The sequence below is a fragment of the Bacteroides uniformis genome, assembly GCF_025147485.1.
Taxonomy (GTDB): Bacteria; Bacteroidota; Bacteroidia; order Bacteroidales; family Bacteroidaceae; genus Bacteroides; species Bacteroides uniformis.
On sequence record NZ_CP102263.1, the window covers coordinates 4,068,106 to 4,085,914 of the forward strand.

Consider the following 17,809-nt stretch of genomic DNA (forward strand, 5'->3'; position numbering starts at 1 on the left):
TAACCTTAAATCCTAAATAATCAAGATTACATGAGAAAAGGGTTAGAGTCTGAATTTTACTATTTTTATATACTCGGAAATTATATCACAGTTAACACTAAGTTATACCACTATTACTCAATGATTTCTAAAGGATACGGATTCTCCTCAATATTTTTCAAAATATCTATTACCTTCTTTTGCTCAGTAGATAAATCTAACATATTCCAGTTTTTCATTATGTTATAAGTTTCGCATCGCATGGATTCTTCATAAACCTCACCATAGGTATAAACCAGTAAATGGACCTTAAGCAAAGAAACGGGAAGCTTCTCCAGAACATTATAGATACGCTCTAAAACCACCTGTTTTTTCCGCTCTTTATCTCCATAATCATAAATGGTAGCATTATACCCCATCAAAAGAGCCAAGCACAAATTCGCCTCCTCCTCAACATCGGAACTCTGAGCAGAAAAAAGAGAATCGGACTTAACAAGCACTTCCTTATTCAACCGGCAAAAAGTGTCGGAATAGACCGGCTCACCGTCCATACCAAGATACATCAGCTCATGAGCTGCATGTTGAAGCTCAAGAGCACGGGAAGTTAAATCATTCATTATTATGATATATGATTAAAATATAAGATTATACTTATTTAGAAGTCACCCGATTATTTTCAGATAAGATTTGGGGACTTTGACACTTGCCGTCAAAAGATCTTTAATACGGATAACGACGTATGTTTTATTGGCTTCGATGGCAACCTCACCTTCAATACCGCTGAATTCGCCTTTGATAACTTTTACTTTATGCCCAACAGTAAGAATTTCGCTATTAAGGCTGACACCGTCAGGATTCAGATCCATCACGAACATAAAATCCTCCATTTGCTTATCCGGCACCACCAGCATGGAATGCGTGGAAAGGTCCTTCATATAAAAAAGGGGGACATTATAGATGTTGGATATATCGCAGGCTGTCTGCTTGGTGGAATGAACAAACACCAGATTACGGATTACTGGAACTTCGCTACGCTTACGGCGATACTTCAATTGCGAAATGACAAAACGCGTGGGAAGATAATAGTCAAGGTCCAAATGTTCTTCCGATTTAAGTCGGTCCAGAGATTTCCGGACTGTGAATTCCTGCTTGTCACGGGTGCGGGCTGCAAACCAATATTTCTGTTGTTCAGTCACTTAGGAATTTTCTTTCGAATGAATCAGCTCAGTTCCGGGTGCGCTTCGCGGTTTGAACGAGACATTTTCCCACCCAAACCGTATTGTACACTTTTGCAATGATAATAAGCTATTAAAGAAGATATTAGACCATAGAAATGTCCAATAAACGTTCGTTTAATAAACGTCTATTTTTAAGAAAATAAGTAGAGGTATAAAAGTTAAAAAGGAACAGAACTTTAAGATGTTAAATATTAGATGTATACTACTAAATTTCAATGTATTAAGATGAGACAGAAAACACTTAGGAAATATTTTTATTAAACATTTTGTTAGTTCAAAAAATACAGCTTATCTTTGCGTTCATTAAACGAACGTTTAAAAAACACCTCATCATTTCCAATATATCATTCTACATTCCAACATCTTACCCTCATAAATGCATTATTGAAGTTTCGCAAAGATGCCTGCTGATAAATGGGAATTTATCGCACAAAACGCAAGTGAAATAAAAGCCCACTTCTATAATCTATTATAATCTATGAAAAGAGAGTGAAAGCCCGTGGATTTCTATCTAAAACACAAGCATTCCTTTGCTTTTCACCCTTGCTTGGTCTACTGTTGCATAAGGAATTAATAACGCCTAACGGCCATGAACACCCCTGCTAACGGCCATGAAGCAATCGTTTAACGACCATAAGCAGGGTTGTTCATGGCCGTTAGGCGTCACTAACTCCAAGGCTTTTACAGATGAAGTACGTAACCCACACTTGTTGCGCACAAGGCGCAAACGTATTGTACAGTAACTTAAAAGACATTAGACGGGCATTATTCATAGTCGGGCAAACTCGAAAATGCAGGAAAACTACACCGACCGATTTATGTAACCCACGCGCGGTATTATATTAGAAAATAATAAGTTACGGCAAAACTCAGACGTTTTTGGCAGGTGGAAGCAAATTTTGCTTCCACCTTTTCAGGTTGCTTCCACCGCAGGGTAAATGCCGATGGATAGGGAGATACAGGAGATGGGTGGAAGTGTGGAAGCAAAGCAGATGCAAATTTATGTTTCAGCAACACGCCTTAAGTTTTAAAAAAGATGTAGTACAAAGGCATAAAATATAATAAGTGTTACAAATACACACTTTATGCCCCGACACTCTTGCAAATGTCGAAAAAGTCCGTACCTTTGCAATGTGTTTTTCATAGTATTAGATTTAAGGTTAACAAAGGTTGGAGTACAGCGGTACTCCTTTTTTTATGCCCATACGTACCGTCCCGGTTCTCCAATAAAATTTTCACATAAAATGCAAGGCAACTTTTTATATCCATTTAGTTTTTGGCTATCTTTGCACTGCTTTTGGCGGGCATAGGCACGCATAAAGCAGCTTAACTAACAATAAATCAATAATTAAAAACAGAAAATTATGGCAATGCATACATGGTTTGAATGTAAGATCCGTTACGAGAAAACAATGGAAAATGGAATGAACAAGAAGGTGACCGAACCGTACCTGGTAGATGCCCTCAGTTTTACGGAAGCGGAAGCACGCATCATCGAAGAGATGACGCCGTTCATTTCGGGAGAGTTCACCGTATCGGACATCAAACGTGCCAACTATAGCGAATTGTTCCCCAGCGAAGAGGAAGCTGCCGACCGCTGGTTTAAATGTAAACTGGTTTTCATCACACTGGACGAGAAAAGCGGTGCGGAAAAGAAAACCTCTACCCAGGTATTGGTGCAGGCTGCCGACCTGCGTGATGCAGTGAAGAAACTGGATGAGGGCATGAAAGGCACAATGGCCGACTATCAGATAGCATCTGTAGCGGAAACCGCCATTATGGATGTATATCCGTACAGTGCAGAGCCCGACGACAAACCGGAAGTTTAATTTAAGTTATGAGTTATAAGTTATGAGTTATTATTGCGACCCATAACTTATAACTCATAACTCATAACTCAAAAAAAAGATGATTGCAGAGAATTTAAAACAAGTACTGAGCGAACTGCCTGGAAAGGTACGGCTGGTGGCTGTTTCCAAATTTCACCCCAACGAGGCGATAGAAGAAGCATATCGTGCCGGCCAGCGTGTGTTCGGAGAAAGTAAGGTGCAGGAAATGACTGCCAAATACGAAAGTCTGCCCAAAGACATAGAATGGCATTTCATCGGGCATCTGCAAACAAACAAAATAAAATATATCGTTCCTTACGTAGCGCTGATTCATGGCATAGACTCCTACAAGCTGTTGGCCGAAGTGGACAAGCAGGCTGCCAAAGCCGGAAAAACCGTCAACTGCCTGCTACAGCTGCACATTGCCCGGGAAGAGACCAAGTTTGGATTCAGCTTTGACGAATGCCGGGAAATGCTGGCAGCCGGTGAATGGAGAGAGCTCAAGCATATCCGGATATGCGGATTGATGGGCATGGCCACGAATACGGACAATGACGAACAAATCAAAACTGAGTTTTGTTCTTTAAGTAGCTTCTTCAATGAAGTGAAAGCCAAGTGGTTTGCCGATGCAGAGTCATTCCGGGAACTGTCCATGGGAATGTCTCACGATTACCACGAGGCCATTGCAGCCGGGAGCACCTTGATACGTGTAGGAAGCAAGATTTTTGGAGAAAGAAACTATTAACCATAAAAAATCATTATCATGGCAACATTAGAAACTACTTTTGCAGGGCTGAAACTCAAAAACCCCATTATTGTCAGTAGCTCCGGACTGACGGACAGCGCCGCCAAGAACCAGAAACTATCTGAGGCCGGCGCAGGTGCCATTGTGCTAAAATCACTCTTTGAAGAGCAAATCATGATGGAGGCTGACTGGATGGGAGACCCGAACATGTACCCCGAAGGCAGTGACTACCTTGTAGGATATATCCGCGAACATAAGCTGGGTGAATATCTGAACCTGATTAAGGAAAGCAAAAAGGTTTGCAATATCCCCATCATAGCCAGCATCAACTGCTATCAGAATGCCGACTGGGTGGAATTTGCCACCAAAATAGAAGAAGCTGGTGCAGACGCACTGGAAATCAATATCCTTGCACTGCAGACGGATGTACAGTATACGTATGGAACCTTCGAGCAGCGCCACATCGACATCCTAAGCCACATCAAGAAGACGGTCAAGATACCCGTCATCATGAAGCTGGGTGACAACCTGACCAATCCGATAGCTCTGATAGACCAGCTGTATGCCAACGGTGCCGCCGCAGTAGTGCTGTTCAACCGCTTCTACCAGCCGGACATCAACATTGAGAAAATGATACAAGTATCCGGTAACGTATTCAGCAATGAATCCGATTTGTCTAAAGCCCTGCGCTGGATAGGCATCGCTTCGGCAGCCGTAAACAAGCTGGACTATGCCGCTTCCGGTGGTATTCACTCGCCCGAAGGCGTTGTCAAGGCAATATTGGCAGGTGCTTCGGCCGTAGAGATATGCAGTGTGCTTTATCAGAATTCAGCTACCATCATTGAGGAGTATATCCGTTTCCTCAACTTGTGGATGGACCGCAAAGGTATGGAAACCATCAGCCAGTTCAAAGGTATTCTGAACGTAAACGACCCGAAGGGGGTCAATACCTTCGAACGTACACAGTTCCTGAAATACTTCTCTTCACATGAATGAGACAAAAGACTGACAAGAAGACAATAAAATTGAAAGGGTGATAACACTACAATGACGTTATCACCCTTTCATTTTATACTATACCGCTATCTTTTTATTTCTTCTTATCCAGCGCCTCAAAGCAGGAATTCTTGCTTACGAACTCCGGAACAATATCCTTCATGGCAGCAACAATTTTCATCTGGTCATAGGTGTAACTTACATCAATCAGTTTCTGGATACGCTCCTTCACCTCGTCATAGTCATACTCACGCACCGTAGCAATCATAATCTTCTCATGATAGGTGGGCTTTGTAAGCTCCTTCACATTCAAGAGTTCTTCGTAGAGCTTCTCGCCATGACGGAGACCGGTAAATTCAATCTTCACATCCGTACGTCCAGAAAGGCTGATCATACGCTTGGCAAGGTCCACAATCTTCACCGGCTTACCCATGTCGAAGATGTAGATTTCACCGCCGTTGCCCATACTGCCGGCCTCAAGAACAAGGCGGCAAGCTTCGGGAATGGTCATGAAGTAACGGATTATCTCAGGATGGGTCACCGTCACCGGACCGCCACGCTGAATCTGGTCGCGGAAACGGGGAATGACAGAACCGTTGGAACCCAGCACATTGCCGAAACGCGTAGTGATGAACTGAGTGGCATGGCCTCCCTCCTTCTGCAACTTCTTCGCAAGAGACTGCACATAAATCTCGCAAATACGCTTGGAACAGCCCATCACGTTTGTAGGGTTAACAGCCTTGTCCGTAGAAATCATCACAAACTTCTCGGCACCGTATTTCACGGCAAGATCGGCAACGGTGCGCGTGCCGAATACGTTCACCTGGATGGACTCGGAAACGTTGTCCTCCATCATCGGCACATGCTTGTAGGCGGCCGCATGGAAAATATACTGGGGCTTGAACTCCCTGAAGATATCCTCCATGCGCGTGGCATTGGAGATGTCGGCTATGATGGTCTCGGCATCGATGTCGCGCCAACGGTCCTGAAGTTCCAGACGGATGTCGTGCAGAGGGGTCTCGGCCTGGTCCACTAAAATAAGTTTATAGGGATTGAACGAAGCCACCTGGCGCATGATTTCACTGCCGATGGAGCCGGCGGCGCCCGTAATCATCACACGCTTGCCCTCCAGATGAGAGGCAACCTTATGGATATCTATCTCGATAGGATTGCGCTGAAGCAGGTCCTCAATCTGAATTTCCTTCAACTGTGTGCGGCTCAGCGCCTGACCGTTCCACTCGCTCAAAGGAGGCGCAGTCATCAGTTTGATGTTGTGCACCAGCAGGCGGTCAGCCATGTCGGACTTCTTCAGTTCCTCCATCTTGGCAGGAGAAATGATGATGGTCTGCACATCGCGGTCGTTCAGCACATCAATCAGCGTATCATCGTTGGGGAACACCCTGACACCCATCATCACCTTGTTGATAAGCTCAGGTTCGTCCGCAATGAATCCGCGCAGACGGTAGTGGTTGCGCAGATTGACACGCAATGCCTTGGCAATGTTGACCCCGGCTTCCTTGGCACCGTAAATGAACACATTGGCACTATGGGTGCCGTCGAAGTTCAGCGCCTCGAAGAAAGTCTTGACAATCACACGGGAGCATGCCATCATGGCAAAGCTGATGATATAAGACATGAACAGCACGCTGACCGGAGCCAGGTTGAACTCCAAATAGCTTTCCGTCAGGACGCTCGTTATCATCAGCAGTGCATACGACACCGTCAATGACACAAAAATGCGCATGATATCCACAAAGGAAGAGAAGCGCAACACATTGGAATACGTACGGAAAACACGGAAGAAAATCAAGTTGACAACAACCGTCCATAAAATGGTCTTGTCAATGGTAGAGGATTCCAAAAAAATGCTTCTGAAATCATATCGGAGAGCATAGGCCAACAGACTGGATATGACGATGATAAATACGTCAATTAATAGAATAGTCCATATCGGAAGCACTTTCGCGGAAAGATACCGATGAAAAAAATTTCGCTTCATTTCGCTTGACAGTTTTGTTTTAGGCGAGGCAAAGATACACTATTTTAGTCAAAACGGACAAGAAATCGATAAAAAAATGTTATAATAATTATTTATCGTCTATAAAGAAACTATCCCGCCTCCCTCGTTTTAACAGTTGGAAAGCGGGATGGAAATAATTTTACCCCAGAAAATGCGGTATCCGCTACATCAGATTACTTGCCAACTCGCTCAACTGGCTACGTTCTCCTTTCACCAGATTGACATGGGCAAACAAGTTCTGGTCCCTCATACGGTCTATCATATAAACAAGCCCATTGGACTGACTGTCCAGATAGGGTTGGTCTATCTGCTGAATATCACCGGTAAACACCATTTTTGTGCCTTCACCGGCACGGGTGATGATGGTCTTAATCTCATGCGGAGTCAAGTTTTGGGCTTCATCAATAATACAGTAGGTCTCGCTCAAACTGCGCCCGCGGATAAAGGCTAATGCCTCGATGACCAATTGTTCACTTTTTTGCATATCCTCCAAGCGTTTCACTTCAGAGGAATTGGCAGCGAACTGATGCTTGATTACATTCAAATTATCGAACAAAGGCTGCATGTAAGGAGCCACTTTCTCATTGGCATCACCGGGAAGGAATCCAAGGTCTTTATTGGATAGGGCCACGATGGGACGTGCCAGGAGAATCTGCTTGTAGTCGGTAAGTTTTCCCAATGCGGCGGCCAATGCCAGCAGGGTCTTGCCGGTTCCCGCCTTGCCGGTCAGGGCAACCAACTTGATGTTCGGGTCGTTCAGCACCTCAAAAGCAAAGCTCTGCTCGGCATTGCGCGGCTCAATGCCATAATTCTTTGTCTTGTGGACCCGGCAAATCGAATGGGCAAAGGGATTATAACGCGCAAGCACACTGCTGCGGTCACTCTTCAGCACAAAACATTCGTTGGGACGAATGATGTCCTTAAAATCGAACTCGTTGATGTCCAGTCCTTCTTTGGAAGAATAAATGCGGTCTATCAGCGCAGGGTCAATACCCTCGAACACTTCATTCGACTTTTCGAATATATCCACATTGATTACCTTATCATTGATGTAGTCTTCGCACAGCAGACCGATGGAACGCGCCTTCATGCGCAGATTCACGTCTTTCGTGACAAGGATGGTTTTCATTTTAGGCTTTTTGGTGGAAAGCCAGTCCACTACCGACAGAATCTGATGGTCGGGGATGCGTTCGGGAAAGGAATCACGTACTCGGGGAGAGTCCACCATGCCTGCCACCACAAACAGACGGCCTAAGCCCTCTCCCAATGGCGCCCCTTTGGTGAACAGATTATCATCGGTAATCAAATCAAGCTCACGGACGAACTCACGCGCATTGAAATTAATCTGCTCATTACCTTTCTTGAATTTGTCCAGTTCTTCAAGGACTACGATGGGAAGATAAATGTCATTCTCTTGAAAATTCTTCAAACAGTTATAATCGTGAAGAATCACATTCGTATCAATCACAAAATTTTTCTTAGCTCCCATACACGTTAGATTTAAATTGTTAATACCTTTGCACAAGCTTAAGATAAGCTACACTGCAAGCAATTTCAAGCAAGCTTGATTGCGTTCGGTCTGCATTATCTTTGTCGCTTTTAAAGATAACAAATTAATAGGGAGAAAGGATTGCTTCTCCGTTAAATATTATAAAAGATGGATTATCAGGACACTTTAACTTACTTATATAACAGTGTGCCCATGTTTCAGCAAGTGGGCGGCTCAGCATACAAGGAAGGATTGGAAAACACTCTGACCCTGGACGCACACTTCGAACATCCCCACCGCAGTTTCCGCAGCATTCATGTGGCCGGTACCAATGGAAAGGGTTCCTGCTCGCATACGCTTGCCGCCATACTGCAAGAGGCAGGATACAGGGTCGGGCTCTATACCTCGCCCCATCTGGTGGATTTCCGGGAGCGCATCCGGATTAACGGACAGCCTATACCCGAGGAATACGTCATCCGTTTTGTAGAGCAGGAACGTGGCTTCTTCGAACCCCTCCATCCCTCTTTCTTTGAGCTGACCACCGCCATGGCCTTCCGCTACTTTGCCGATGAAAAGGTGGATGTAGCCGTAATCGAGGTGGGACTAGGCGGACGCCTGGACTGTACCAATATCATCCGTCCGGATGTATGCATCATCACCAACATCAGTTTTGACCATACCCAATTCCTGGGGGACACCTTGGCAAAAATCGCAGGAGAGAAGGCAGGAATCATTAAAAGCGGTATCCCCGTTATAATCGGCGAGACCACTCCCGAAACGAAACCGGTATTTCTGGAAAAAGCACAGACAACGGGTGCTCCCATCTACTTTGCCGAGGAGAATGACCGTGAAGACTATCCCGGAATAGAATACGAACTGAAAGGGCTCTACCAGCAGAAAAATGCCCGGACCATCCTCACCGCCCTCCCGCTACTGAAAGAAGCCGGCTACCGGCTGGACGGACAAGCAGTGCGCAGTGGCTTTGCCCGTGTGGTGGAACTGACAGGCTTGATGGGACGCTGGCAAAAACTGCAGGAGTCGCCCACCCTGATTTGTGACACCGGCCACAATGTGGGAGGCATCACCTACATTACAGAACAACTGAAACAGCAGGCTTACCGCCAGCTACACATCATCATAGGCATGGTGAATGACAAGGATATACGGGGGGTACTGGCCCTGCTGCCCCGGGAAGCGACCTACTACTTCACCAAAGCCAGCGTGAAGCGAGCATTGCCCGAAAGCGAACTACAGGAGCTTGCCGAAGCAGCAGGTCTGGAAGGACATTGCTATCCTGATGTACCTGCCGCCGTGCGGGCCGCACAAGAAAAAAGCCTCCCGGAAGATTTCATCTTCGTGGGAGGCAGCAGTTTCATTGTGGCCGACTTGTTAGCGAACCGCGATGCACTCAATCTCTACTAAGGCATCTTTGGGCAACGCCTTCACTGCCACAGCCGAACGTGCCGGGAAAGCACCGTCAAAATAGGTGGCATATACCTTGTTCATATCAGCGAACAAGGACATGTCTGCCAGGAAAACGGTTGTCTTCACAATATTTGCCATGCCCAGGCCTGCCTCTTCCAGAATATGCTTTATATTCTCCAAGGACTGGCGGGCTTGCGCTTCAGCACCTTCAGCCATCACTCCGGTAGCTGCGTCAATAGGCAACTGACCTGATACAAATACCATTCCGCCGGCTTCGATAGCCTGGCTATAAGGGCCTATGGCGCCCGGTGCCTTCTGGCTGCAAATCACTTTCTTCATGATTGTCAAAGTTTGTTTTTATTAATAATCGGGTCTATTTTCTTTTTTCTCATAAAAAAATCCGAAGTATATGCAGTATTCCGGAAATCCACGCATTTTATAAATAAAACAACGTAATTTCACTCATAACCTGTTATACCTAGACTTAACTCATTTAACACGGGGGAGTTCCCCAAAACAGAGGCTCTGCTTGCGAAAGCAGAGCCTTTATTCTATCCCATCCCTTTACTTGCAATGCTTCTCAATCAAAGCATCCACATTGGGGTCACCCAATTCCTTTGCCTTGGCAAAGCTGGCACAAGCTTCCTTGTCCTTCTTCATCTGCAGCTGGGCGATACCCATCAGACGGTAGGCCTCGGCATACTTAGGGTCTTTCTCCAGAGCAGCCTTCAGCACATTCAACGCCTCTTCGTAACGTCCCACGCGAAGATTCACCACTGCCAGTTCGGCACGGTAAGTCAAATCCTCCGGATTCAGTTCGATGGCTTTCGCCATATCGTCCAGCGCACGCTGGTACTGCTTGGCCTTCAAAGCAGCCTGCTCACGGTAATAGTAGAACATGTCGTTCACTTTACCGTTCACGGCATTGTAATAGGCGTCATAATCCAGCATGGCATTACGCGCCTGGTCTGCATTCATACGGGCTTGGGCACGCTCCAGCAAGTAAGGGGCGGCTTCCTCCGTATAGGGCTGGGTAAAGCGGGCCACACAACTGTCCATCAGAGCCAGTACCTCCTCGGCAGGCGCCTGCATCAATTCCTTGGTCTTGGCGGCACTGAAGAAGGTAGCCGGAGAGGCCAGAATGGTCTTATTCACTTTATCATAGCTGGTAAATGCCGACGGATAGTCCTGCTTGGCAAACAGGATGTCACCCTCCAACTGGACATAAACCGGAAGCTCGTCAATGGCTATCGCTTTCCGTACCTCGTCCAGAGCCTTGTCGAGCGACCAGTCCTTATAAACTTTCTCGGGCTTGCCCAATGCATAATTATAGATTATCTTGGCCCGGTTGTAATACACATCATCTTTCTTTGCGGCAACCTCCAAAGCCTTATCCATATCTGCGGCGACCTTATCCATGGAAGCATCTTCACGGGACATGAACAGATGCTGGGAAGCACGGCGCAGATAACCGTCGGCACTGGCAGGATATTGTGCAATGAAATCGTTCAGAGTCTCCATATACTTCTCCGGAGACAGTTGGGAAGAAGCCATGTAGAGGAACACCAAAGCCTGCTCTTCGGTATCGGGCAATGCCTTCTTGATACCGATGCCCTTTAATGACATATCTCCATAAGACAATGCGGAGATATTCTGTGACATGGCGAAATTGGCATCAATGGCATAGCAGATGGTAGCCGTGTCTTGTCCGGAGGACTTCTGCGCAAGGCCGAAGACCTGCCCGTCCACAGTCATCAGCGGACAACTCACCATCTTGTCCTTCAGACGCATATCGAGCGTATAATAGGAATAGTTGCCGGAAATCTTATCAGCTTCCTTTACTTTCCCGGCAGTGAAGGAACGGTCCTTTTGGGTGGAATAAGGCAGCAGATATACATCCGCACCGGCAGCCGGAGCCACAGCAGCCAAAGTGAGTGCCGTGACTTTCTTTCCGGAGATGCCGACACGGAACTTGACAACATCGTACATGTCATCGGCCCCCATAATGGCCTCCACCGGCATCTGTGCCCCGTCCGAGCTCATCACAACGGCGCGCTGGGCACCTTTGAACAAGGTGTAGTCAGAAAGCGCAACGCCATCTTCAGTGACAAAAAAGCCGTTTCCAGTATTCAGTATCTTATCGTCCTGGTCGTAGGTCACCACCGAAAAAACGGCACGTTTGGCTTTGTCTACCCACTTCGGGGCTTGTGCCACACTCCACTGAGCCAATAAACAGAGAGTGAGCATCAACAGCAATTTCTTTTTCATATCTTAGTTGGTTCTTTGTTTTACCGCTTCATAAATCAAAATGCCGGCTGCAACGGAAACATTGAGGGACTCGATGGTTCCCAACATGGGAATTTTCACCCACTCGTCACACAACGCCAGATTGTCATAGGACACCCCCTTGTCTTCGGCACCCATAATGATGCACATCGGACCGGTATAGTCGGCTTTGGTATAGTCGTAATCGCCTTTCTCCGTGGCTGCCACGATATGGAAACCACTATTCTTGAGGAATTGCAGGGTCTCTTTCAGGCTGTGTTCGCGGCAAACGGGCAAAGTGTGCAAGGCTCCTGCCGAAGTTTTCATGGCATCTGCGTTGACTGATACACTGTTCCGTGCAGGGATAATCACGGCATCTACCGCCGCACACTCGCAAGTACGGGCAATGGCGCCGAAATTGCGGACATCCGTGATGCCGTCGAGCATCACAAACAGAGGATTCTTGCCCTGCTCGAAAAGGAAAGGTACCAAGTCCTCCGTCTTCTGGTAAGTGACTGAAGAGATGAAGGCAATCACTCCCTGGTGATTCTTACGCGTCACGCGGTTGATGCGTTCCACCGGAACGCGCTGTACCGGTATCAAAGTCCCTTTCAAGACAGCGAACAGCTCTTTTGACAAATCACTCTGAATGTCCTTCTTTACCAATATCTTGTCTATCTCTTTTCCTGCCTGAATGGCTTCTATCACGGCACGGACGCCGAAAATCATTTCACTGTTATCAACCATATATGGGTATTTACTATTTGACGATTTACTATTTACTATTTGATACTTCCAGCAATGCTCTGGCATTGTTCAGTGCGGCTTCGGTCAGCTTAGCACCACTCAGCATATGGGCTATTTCTTCCACGCGTTCATCGTCGGTCAGACGACGGATGTGACTGTTTGTTTCCGTTTCGTTGTCCTGCTTGTACACCTTGTAATGGGCGCGTCCACGGGCAGCAATCTGGGGTAGATGGGTAATGCTGATTACCTGGCGGTCCTGCTCGCCCATCTCCTGCATGATATCCGCCATGCGGTCGGCTATCTCGCCGGAGACTCCGGTATCTATTTCGTCGAATACAATGGTAGGAAGCTTGACGGCACCGGCTATCATTGCTTTGATGGAGAGCATGACGCGGGCTATTTCACCACCCGAAGCTACGGAGGAGACGCTTTGCAATGCCCCGTTCTTATTCGCGGAAAACAAGAAGTTCACAGTATCCGCCCCGTGTATGCCCGGCTCTTTGCGGGCACCTATCTCTACCTGGAAACGGACATTGGGCATGCCCAACGGAACCAGCCGCGCAGCCATCTGCTTCTCCACTTCACGGGCAGCGGCAGTACGCGCCTTGGTGAGGACGGCAGCCTGCTTTTTCACCTTATTATATAAAGCGTCGCAACGCGCTTTCAGTTCCTCGATGTGCTCGTCGGACGAAGTGATGGCTGAGAGTTTGGCGGCGTATTCATCCGTCAGCGCCAGAAGTTCACCGACAGTGGAAACGCGGTGCTTCTGTTGGAGCGTATAAATCAAGTTCAGACGTTCGTTCACTTCATCCAGACGTTCGGGGTTGAACTCTATTTCATCCTCCTTACCCGACACTTCCTGCGAAATATCCTTCAACTCGATATAAGTGCTTTCCATGCGTTCGGCAAGTTCCCCGGCAACCGGATAAACCCTCTGCAGGCCGAGCATCGTGTTCAGGCATTCCTTCAGCCCGGACAACAAGCCTCCTTCGTCCGAGTAGAGCGTCTGCCCTACCCGATAGAGTCCGGCCTTTATCTCTTCCGCATGGCTCAGCGTATCTGCCTCTTGCTCCAGCTCCTCCTGCTCACCGGCAGACAAGTGTGCCTCTTCCAACTGTTCCAGTTGGAAACGGATATAGTCTTCGTCCGACTTATCCTGATTGGCACGGGCAACAAGGGCCTCCAAATCCTGCTGTGCCTGCTTCCATGCTCCGAAGATATGCTGGTAAGCAGACAAGGCCTCTTCGTTATGCGACAAGATGTCCAGTACATTCAACTGAAATCCTTCCTTGTTCAGCAATAGGTTCTGATGCTGGGAATGCACGTCAATCAGCAGTTCTCCCAACTCCTTCATCTGAGCCAATGAAGCAGGCGTGTCATTGATGAATGCCCGGCTCTTGCCCGAAGCGGACACCTCGCGGCGCAGGATGCATTCTTCCTCGTACTCCAACTCATTCTCCTCAAAGAAAGGCTGCATACCGTAAGCGGAAATATCAAAACGGGCCTCGATAATGCACTTCGAAGCTCCTACACGAATGGCTTTCACATCGGCACGCTGTCCCAGCAGCAGACCGATGGCACCCAGAATAATGGATTTTCCAGCACCGGTCTCACCCGTTATCACCGAGAAACCGCTGCTGAAGCTGATATCGAGCTTTTCAATAAGCGCATAATTCTGTATGTAAAGCGAACGCAACATAAGGATATTGACGATTTACGATTTACTATTTACTATTTAAATCTTTCACCAGACGGTCTACGATGTCGGCAGCCACTTCGGCTTTGGACTTCAAGGGGTAGTCCGTCTTTCCCTGGTGGTCTATGATACTGATTTTATTGGTATCGCAACGAAAACCGGCTCCCTTGTCGTTCAGGGAGTTCAGCACGATGAAGTCCAGATTCTTGCGGTTGAGCTTGTCTTCCGCATTCATCTGCTCGTTATGAGTCTCAAGGGCAAAGCCTATGAGGAGGCGTTGACAGTGCTCCGCATCGTTCTTCAGATTGCCTAAGAAAGCGGCTATGTCGCGGGTAGGTTTCAAGTTCAAACTCATCTCCCCGGTCTTTTCGCGCTTGATTTTCTCATCCGCCACTTGTTCGGGGGTGTAGTCTGCCACGGCAGCCGTCAAGATGGCGGCATCGGCATGGACAAAGGCGGCGGATGCAGCCTCGAACATCTCCTGCGCCGACTCTACCGCATGGTACTGGTGCATCGGGAAGTAAGTGCCTTGCTGCACCGGACCGGCAATCAGTATCACCTTGGCCCCTCTGGCGGTACATTCATCTGCCAGGGCAAGTCCCATCTTGCCGGAAGAATAGTTGCCGATGAAGCGCACCGGGTCTATCTTCTCATAAGTAGGTCCTGCGGTTATCATCACTGTCTTGCCCACCAGGTCGCCATCTTTGGCAGCAAAGTACATTTCCAGGTGGCGGATGATATTCTCCGGCTCCTCCATACGGCCTTTCCCCACCAGATGGCTGGCGAGTTCTCCCGTAGCAGGTTCTATGATGTGGTTTCCATAAGAGCGGAGTGTATCCAGATTCTTTTGGGTGGAAGGATGGGCATACATGTCCAGGTCCATGGCAGGCGCCACAAACACCGGAGCTTTGGCGGAAAGATAGGTGGTAATCAGCATATTGTCTGCCACGCCATTCGCCATCTTGCCGATGGTGGAAGCCGTAGCCGGGGCTATCAGCATGGCATCTGCCCACAGACCGAGGTCCACATGGCTGTTCCAGGTGCCATCGCGTTGGGCAAAGAACTCACTGATAACCGGTTTGCTGGTCAAGGCAGAGAGCGTGATAGGGGTAATAAATTCTTTTCCGGCAGGCGTAATGACCACCTGCACCTCTGCACCACGCTTAATCAGTCCGCGAATAATATAGCATGCTTTATAGGCGGCAATGCTGCCCGTAATGCCCAATACTATTTTCTTCCCTTTCAGTATATTTGCCATTTATTTCTGAGTCATTTCACGCAGACGTATCTTGGTCAGCGTGGCTTTGGTATTCAGGGTAAAATCACTGTTCAGAATCCAGCTGTAATAGCCGGGGTCGCGCTTCAAGACATCGGATACCGACATGCCTTTGTACTTGCCAAAATTGAATACTTCCACACCTTTATCGTCGTAGACCATACGGCCGGCAAAGTCCACATTCTTGTTGAAGCTGGAATAGTCGGCAAGGAAAGCCACGTCATTCTGCAACTCCGGATAGCGGTCCAACTGAGACATCAGCACCTCGTAAGTGGCACGTGTATCAGCCTCTGCCGTATGGGCGTCTTCCAGATTCTTGCCGCAATAGAATTTATAGGCAGCAGACAGCGTGCGTTGCTCCATCTTGTGGAAAATGACCTGCACGTCCACAAACTTGCGGCGGCTCATGTCAATGTCCACACCGGCACGAAGGAACTCTTCCGCCAGGACGGGGATATCAAAACGGTTGGAGTTGAAGCCCGCCAAGTCGCATCCTTCAATGTCATTGGCAATGTTGCGCGCCACTTCCTTGAATGTGGGGCAGTCGGCTATATCGGCATCGTAGATGCCATGAACGGCAGATGCTTCGGCAGGAATGGGCATTTCGGGGTTGATACGCATGGTTTTGGACTCCTCATTCCCGTTGGGATATACCTTGAGGTAACAAATTTCGACAATTCGGTCTGAGTTGATATTGGTACCCGTAGTCTCCAAATCAAAAAAGACTATCGGATTTTTCAGATTCAATTTCATTGTTTTTTCGTTTTATAAGCTCTGGCTATGAGCTATAAATTATAAGTTTAACTTACAAGCCACGAGCTACAAGTACCGTGCGGCATAATTGCGCAGCCACTTGTAGCTCGTAGCTCATAATCCGATTGCTAATATTCATCAGTCATTCAGCATCATCGGCATCAGCAGCATCAGCAAGTCTTCGTTCTCTTCCTGCTCTACCGGAATAATGACACCTGCACGTGAAGGATCTGCCAGTTCGATAACGATTTCATCGGCAGAAATGTTATTCAGAATGTCAATCAGGAAAGTGGACTTGAAACCGATGCTCATCGGATTGCCCGCATATTGGCAAACCAGTGTTTCTTCGGCCGATGTAGAGAAGTCGATGTCCTGTGCGGAGATGACAATCAGATTCTCCTGCATACGGAGCTTGATAAGGCTGCTTGCCTGCGAAGAGAAGATGGACACGCGGCGCAAAGCACCGAGCAGTTGCAGGCGGTCTACCGTCACTTTATAAGGGTTGTTCTGCGGAATCACAGAGTTGTAGTTGGGATAGCGACCTTCGATAAGACGGCACACCATGCGGTAGCTTTCCAGTGTGAACACAGCGTTGCGTTCGTCGAACTCGATAGTCACCATGCCTTGCTCTTTCGGCAGCAGATTCTTCATCAGCGAAGCCGGCTTCTTGGGCAGGATAAAGGCGGCACGTTCGTTACCTTTGGCGGCCAGTGTCTTGCAGCGCACCAGCTTATGACCGTCTGATGCCACCATCGTGATGTCCTCCGTTGTGATATCGAAATAGATACCGTTCATCACGGGACGAAGCTCGTCATCAGCCGTAGCAAACACGGCACGGTTGATACCACCCAGCAACACTTGTGCATCCATTTCCACACGTACGGCATTGTCACCCAACATGGCAGACTGCGGGAACTCGTCCGCATTCTGCCCCATCAGGCTGTATTTACCGTTCTGATACTGTACCGTGATTTCAAGGGAATCCGTATTGATTTCAAAAGTCAACGGTTGTTCGGGAATTTCCTTCAAAGCGTCCAAAAGGGTTTTGGCTGTGACGGCAAAACGGCCGTCCATATCACTTTCATTCACTTCGACCGTAGTGACCATCGTCGTTTCACTGTCGGAAACAGTTGCAGACAAGGTTCCGTCTTGCAGTTCAAAGAGGAAACAATCCAAAATAGGCAACGCATTCTTCGAATTAATCACACGGCTGATAGCCTGCAAATGACTGGAGAGCGCAGTACTCGAAACGATAAATTTCATATCTTCTGTATATTTAAGTTTTTTATTTTGCTAACGTCTTAGAAACCGTTTTTATCTTTTTCAAACTGACGGACAAAGTTAAAAAAAG

Annotated in this window: 15 protein-coding genes; 4 read left to right on the forward strand and 11 right to left on the reverse strand. The window is 47.6% G+C overall.

The features are described 5' to 3' along the window. Nucleotides 1-113 precede the first annotated feature (113 nt). Both NQ510_RS16525 and NQ510_RS16530 read right to left on the reverse strand, forming a co-directional pair. Nucleotides 114-596, reverse strand: coding sequence for a UpxZ family transcription anti-terminator antagonist (locus NQ510_RS16525; protein WP_005831355.1), 483 nt, complete (start codon nucleotides 594-596; stop codon nucleotides 114-116). A 45-nt stretch (nucleotides 597-641) separates the two neighbouring features. Beyond that, a complete protein-coding gene (locus NQ510_RS16530; RefSeq protein WP_034526078.1) occupies nucleotides 642-1,175 on the reverse strand; it encodes a UpxY family transcription antiterminator in 534 nt (177 codons plus the stop codon). Nucleotides 1,176-2,581: 1,406 nt separating this feature from the next. Between NQ510_RS16530 and NQ510_RS16535 the strand changes: the two genes are divergently transcribed. The 3 genes from NQ510_RS16535 to NQ510_RS16545 all read left to right on the forward strand — a co-directional run bounded on the left by NQ510_RS16535 (nucleotide 2,582) and on the right by NQ510_RS16545 (nucleotide 4,787). Beyond that, nucleotides 2,582-3,046, forward strand: coding sequence for a DUF4494 domain-containing protein (locus tag NQ510_RS16535; protein WP_005831367.1), 465 nt, complete (start codon nucleotides 2,582-2,584; stop codon nucleotides 3,044-3,046). Between the two features lie 79 nt (nucleotides 3,047-3,125). Then, the gene (locus NQ510_RS16540) at nucleotides 3,126-3,791 is read left to right on the forward strand and encodes a YggS family pyridoxal phosphate-dependent enzyme (RefSeq protein ID WP_005831368.1); all 666 of its coding nucleotides are present in this window, start codon (nucleotides 3,126-3,128) and stop codon (nucleotides 3,789-3,791) included. An 18-nt stretch (nucleotides 3,792-3,809) separates the two neighbouring features. Beyond that, nucleotides 3,810-4,787: a dihydroorotate dehydrogenase-like protein gene (locus NQ510_RS16545; protein WP_005831370.1), complete on the forward strand. Its 978-nt coding sequence runs from the start codon at nucleotides 3,810-3,812 to the stop codon at nucleotides 4,785-4,787. A gap of 94 nt (nucleotides 4,788-4,881) precedes the next feature. Here the strand turns inward: NQ510_RS16545 and NQ510_RS16550 are convergent, their stop codons facing one another. Together NQ510_RS16550 and NQ510_RS16555 are read right to left on the reverse strand one after the other, a co-directional pair. After that, nucleotides 4,882-6,786 carry a polysaccharide biosynthesis protein gene (locus NQ510_RS16550; protein ID WP_005831372.1) on the reverse strand — a complete coding sequence of 635 codons (1,905 nt, stop codon included), beginning with the start codon at nucleotides 6,784-6,786 and terminating at the stop codon, nucleotides 4,882-4,884. Between the two features lie 184 nt (nucleotides 6,787-6,970). Beyond that, nucleotides 6,971-8,296, reverse strand: coding sequence for a PhoH family protein (locus tag NQ510_RS16555; RefSeq protein WP_005831374.1), 1,326 nt, complete (start codon nucleotides 8,294-8,296; stop codon nucleotides 6,971-6,973). Between the two features lie 168 nt (nucleotides 8,297-8,464). On the opposite strand from NQ510_RS16555, the gene NQ510_RS16560 reads away from it, so the two are divergent. After that, the gene (locus tag NQ510_RS16560; RefSeq protein ID WP_005831378.1) at nucleotides 8,465-9,718 is read left to right on the forward strand and encodes a bifunctional folylpolyglutamate synthase/dihydrofolate synthase; all 1,254 of its coding nucleotides are present in this window, start codon (nucleotides 8,465-8,467) and stop codon (nucleotides 9,716-9,718) included. Here the strand turns inward: NQ510_RS16560 and NQ510_RS16565 are convergent. From NQ510_RS16565 to dnaN, 7 genes are all read right to left on the reverse strand, one after another. Continuing rightward, nucleotides 9,686-10,060: a RidA family protein gene (locus NQ510_RS16565; RefSeq protein WP_005831379.1), complete on the reverse strand. Its 375-nt coding sequence runs from the start codon at nucleotides 10,058-10,060 to the stop codon at nucleotides 9,686-9,688. The two genes, NQ510_RS16560 and NQ510_RS16565, sit on opposite strands and share 33 nt — an antisense overlap. A gap of 225 nt (nucleotides 10,061-10,285) precedes the next feature. After that, nucleotides 10,286-11,989, reverse strand: a complete 1,704-nt coding sequence (locus NQ510_RS16570; protein WP_005831381.1) for a tetratricopeptide repeat protein — start codon at nucleotides 11,987-11,989, stop codon at nucleotides 10,286-10,288. A 3-nt stretch (nucleotides 11,990-11,992) separates the two neighbouring features. Beyond that, nucleotides 11,993-12,733 carry a 23S rRNA (guanosine(2251)-2'-O)-methyltransferase RlmB gene (rlmB, locus tag NQ510_RS16575; protein WP_005831382.1) on the reverse strand — a complete coding sequence of 247 codons (741 nt, stop codon included), beginning with the start codon at nucleotides 12,731-12,733 and terminating at the stop codon, nucleotides 11,993-11,995. Between the two features lie 28 nt (nucleotides 12,734-12,761). Beyond that, on the reverse strand, nucleotides 12,762-14,432 hold the full coding sequence (gene recN / locus NQ510_RS16580) for a DNA repair protein RecN (protein ID WP_005831383.1): 1,671 nt from the start codon (nucleotides 14,430-14,432) through the stop codon (nucleotides 12,762-12,764). A gap of 25 nt (nucleotides 14,433-14,457) precedes the next feature. Then, complete coding sequence (gene coaBC / locus NQ510_RS16585; RefSeq protein WP_005831384.1) at nucleotides 14,458-15,687, reverse strand: bifunctional phosphopantothenoylcysteine decarboxylase/phosphopantothenate--cysteine ligase CoaBC; 1,230 nt, start codon at nucleotides 15,685-15,687, stop codon at nucleotides 14,458-14,460. After that, nucleotides 15,688-16,458, reverse strand: a complete 771-nt coding sequence (locus NQ510_RS16590; protein WP_005831385.1) for a 3'-5' exonuclease — start codon at nucleotides 16,456-16,458, stop codon at nucleotides 15,688-15,690. Between the two features lie 138 nt (nucleotides 16,459-16,596). After that, a complete protein-coding gene (gene dnaN / locus NQ510_RS16595) occupies nucleotides 16,597-17,721 on the reverse strand; it encodes a DNA polymerase III subunit beta (protein ID WP_005831387.1) in 1,125 nt (374 codons plus the stop codon). Nucleotides 17,722-17,809: the final 88 nt, after the last annotated feature.

What these genes read in the sequence shown, in the direction of transcription:
- coaBC (WP_005831384.1), bottom strand. Translation starts at nt 15,687, where the DNA reads ATGGCAAATATACTGAAAGGGAAGAAAATAGTATTGGGCATTACGGGC.
- NQ510_RS16540 (WP_005831368.1), top strand. Translation starts at nt 3,126, where the DNA reads ATGATTGCAGAGAATTTAAAACAAGTACTGAGCGAACTGCCTGGAAAG.
- NQ510_RS16565 (WP_005831379.1), bottom strand. Translation starts at nt 10,060, where the DNA reads ATGAAGAAAGTGATTTGCAGCCAGAAGGCACCGGGCGCCATAGGCCCT.
- dnaN (WP_005831387.1), bottom strand. Translation starts at nt 17,721, where the DNA reads ATGAAATTTATCGTTTCGAGTACTGCGCTCTCCAGTCATTTGCAGGCT.
- NQ510_RS16525 (WP_005831355.1), bottom strand. Translation starts at nt 596, where the DNA reads ATGAATGATTTAACTTCCCGTGCTCTTGAGCTTCAACATGCAGCTCAT.
- NQ510_RS16570 (WP_005831381.1), bottom strand. Translation starts at nt 11,989, where the DNA reads ATGAAAAAGAAATTGCTGTTGATGCTCACTCTCTGTTTATTGGCTCAG.
- recN (WP_005831383.1), bottom strand. Translation starts at nt 14,432, where the DNA reads ATGTTGCGTTCGCTTTACATACAGAATTATGCGCTTATTGAAAAGCTC.
- NQ510_RS16560 (WP_005831378.1), top strand. Translation starts at nt 8,465, where the DNA reads ATGGATTATCAGGACACTTTAACTTACTTATATAACAGTGTGCCCATG.
- NQ510_RS16545 (WP_005831370.1), top strand. Translation starts at nt 3,810, where the DNA reads ATGGCAACATTAGAAACTACTTTTGCAGGGCTGAAACTCAAAAACCCC.
- rlmB (WP_005831382.1), bottom strand. Translation starts at nt 12,733, where the DNA reads ATGGTTGATAACAGTGAAATGATTTTCGGCGTCCGTGCCGTGATAGAA.
- NQ510_RS16590 (WP_005831385.1), bottom strand. Translation starts at nt 16,458, where the DNA reads ATGAAATTGAATCTGAAAAATCCGATAGTCTTTTTTGATTTGGAGACT.
- NQ510_RS16535 (WP_005831367.1), top strand. Translation starts at nt 2,582, where the DNA reads ATGGCAATGCATACATGGTTTGAATGTAAGATCCGTTACGAGAAAACA.
- NQ510_RS16555 (WP_005831374.1), bottom strand. Translation starts at nt 8,296, where the DNA reads ATGGGAGCTAAGAAAAATTTTGTGATTGATACGAATGTGATTCTTCAC.
- NQ510_RS16550 (WP_005831372.1), bottom strand. Translation starts at nt 6,786, where the DNA reads ATGAAGCGAAATTTTTTTCATCGGTATCTTTCCGCGAAAGTGCTTCCG.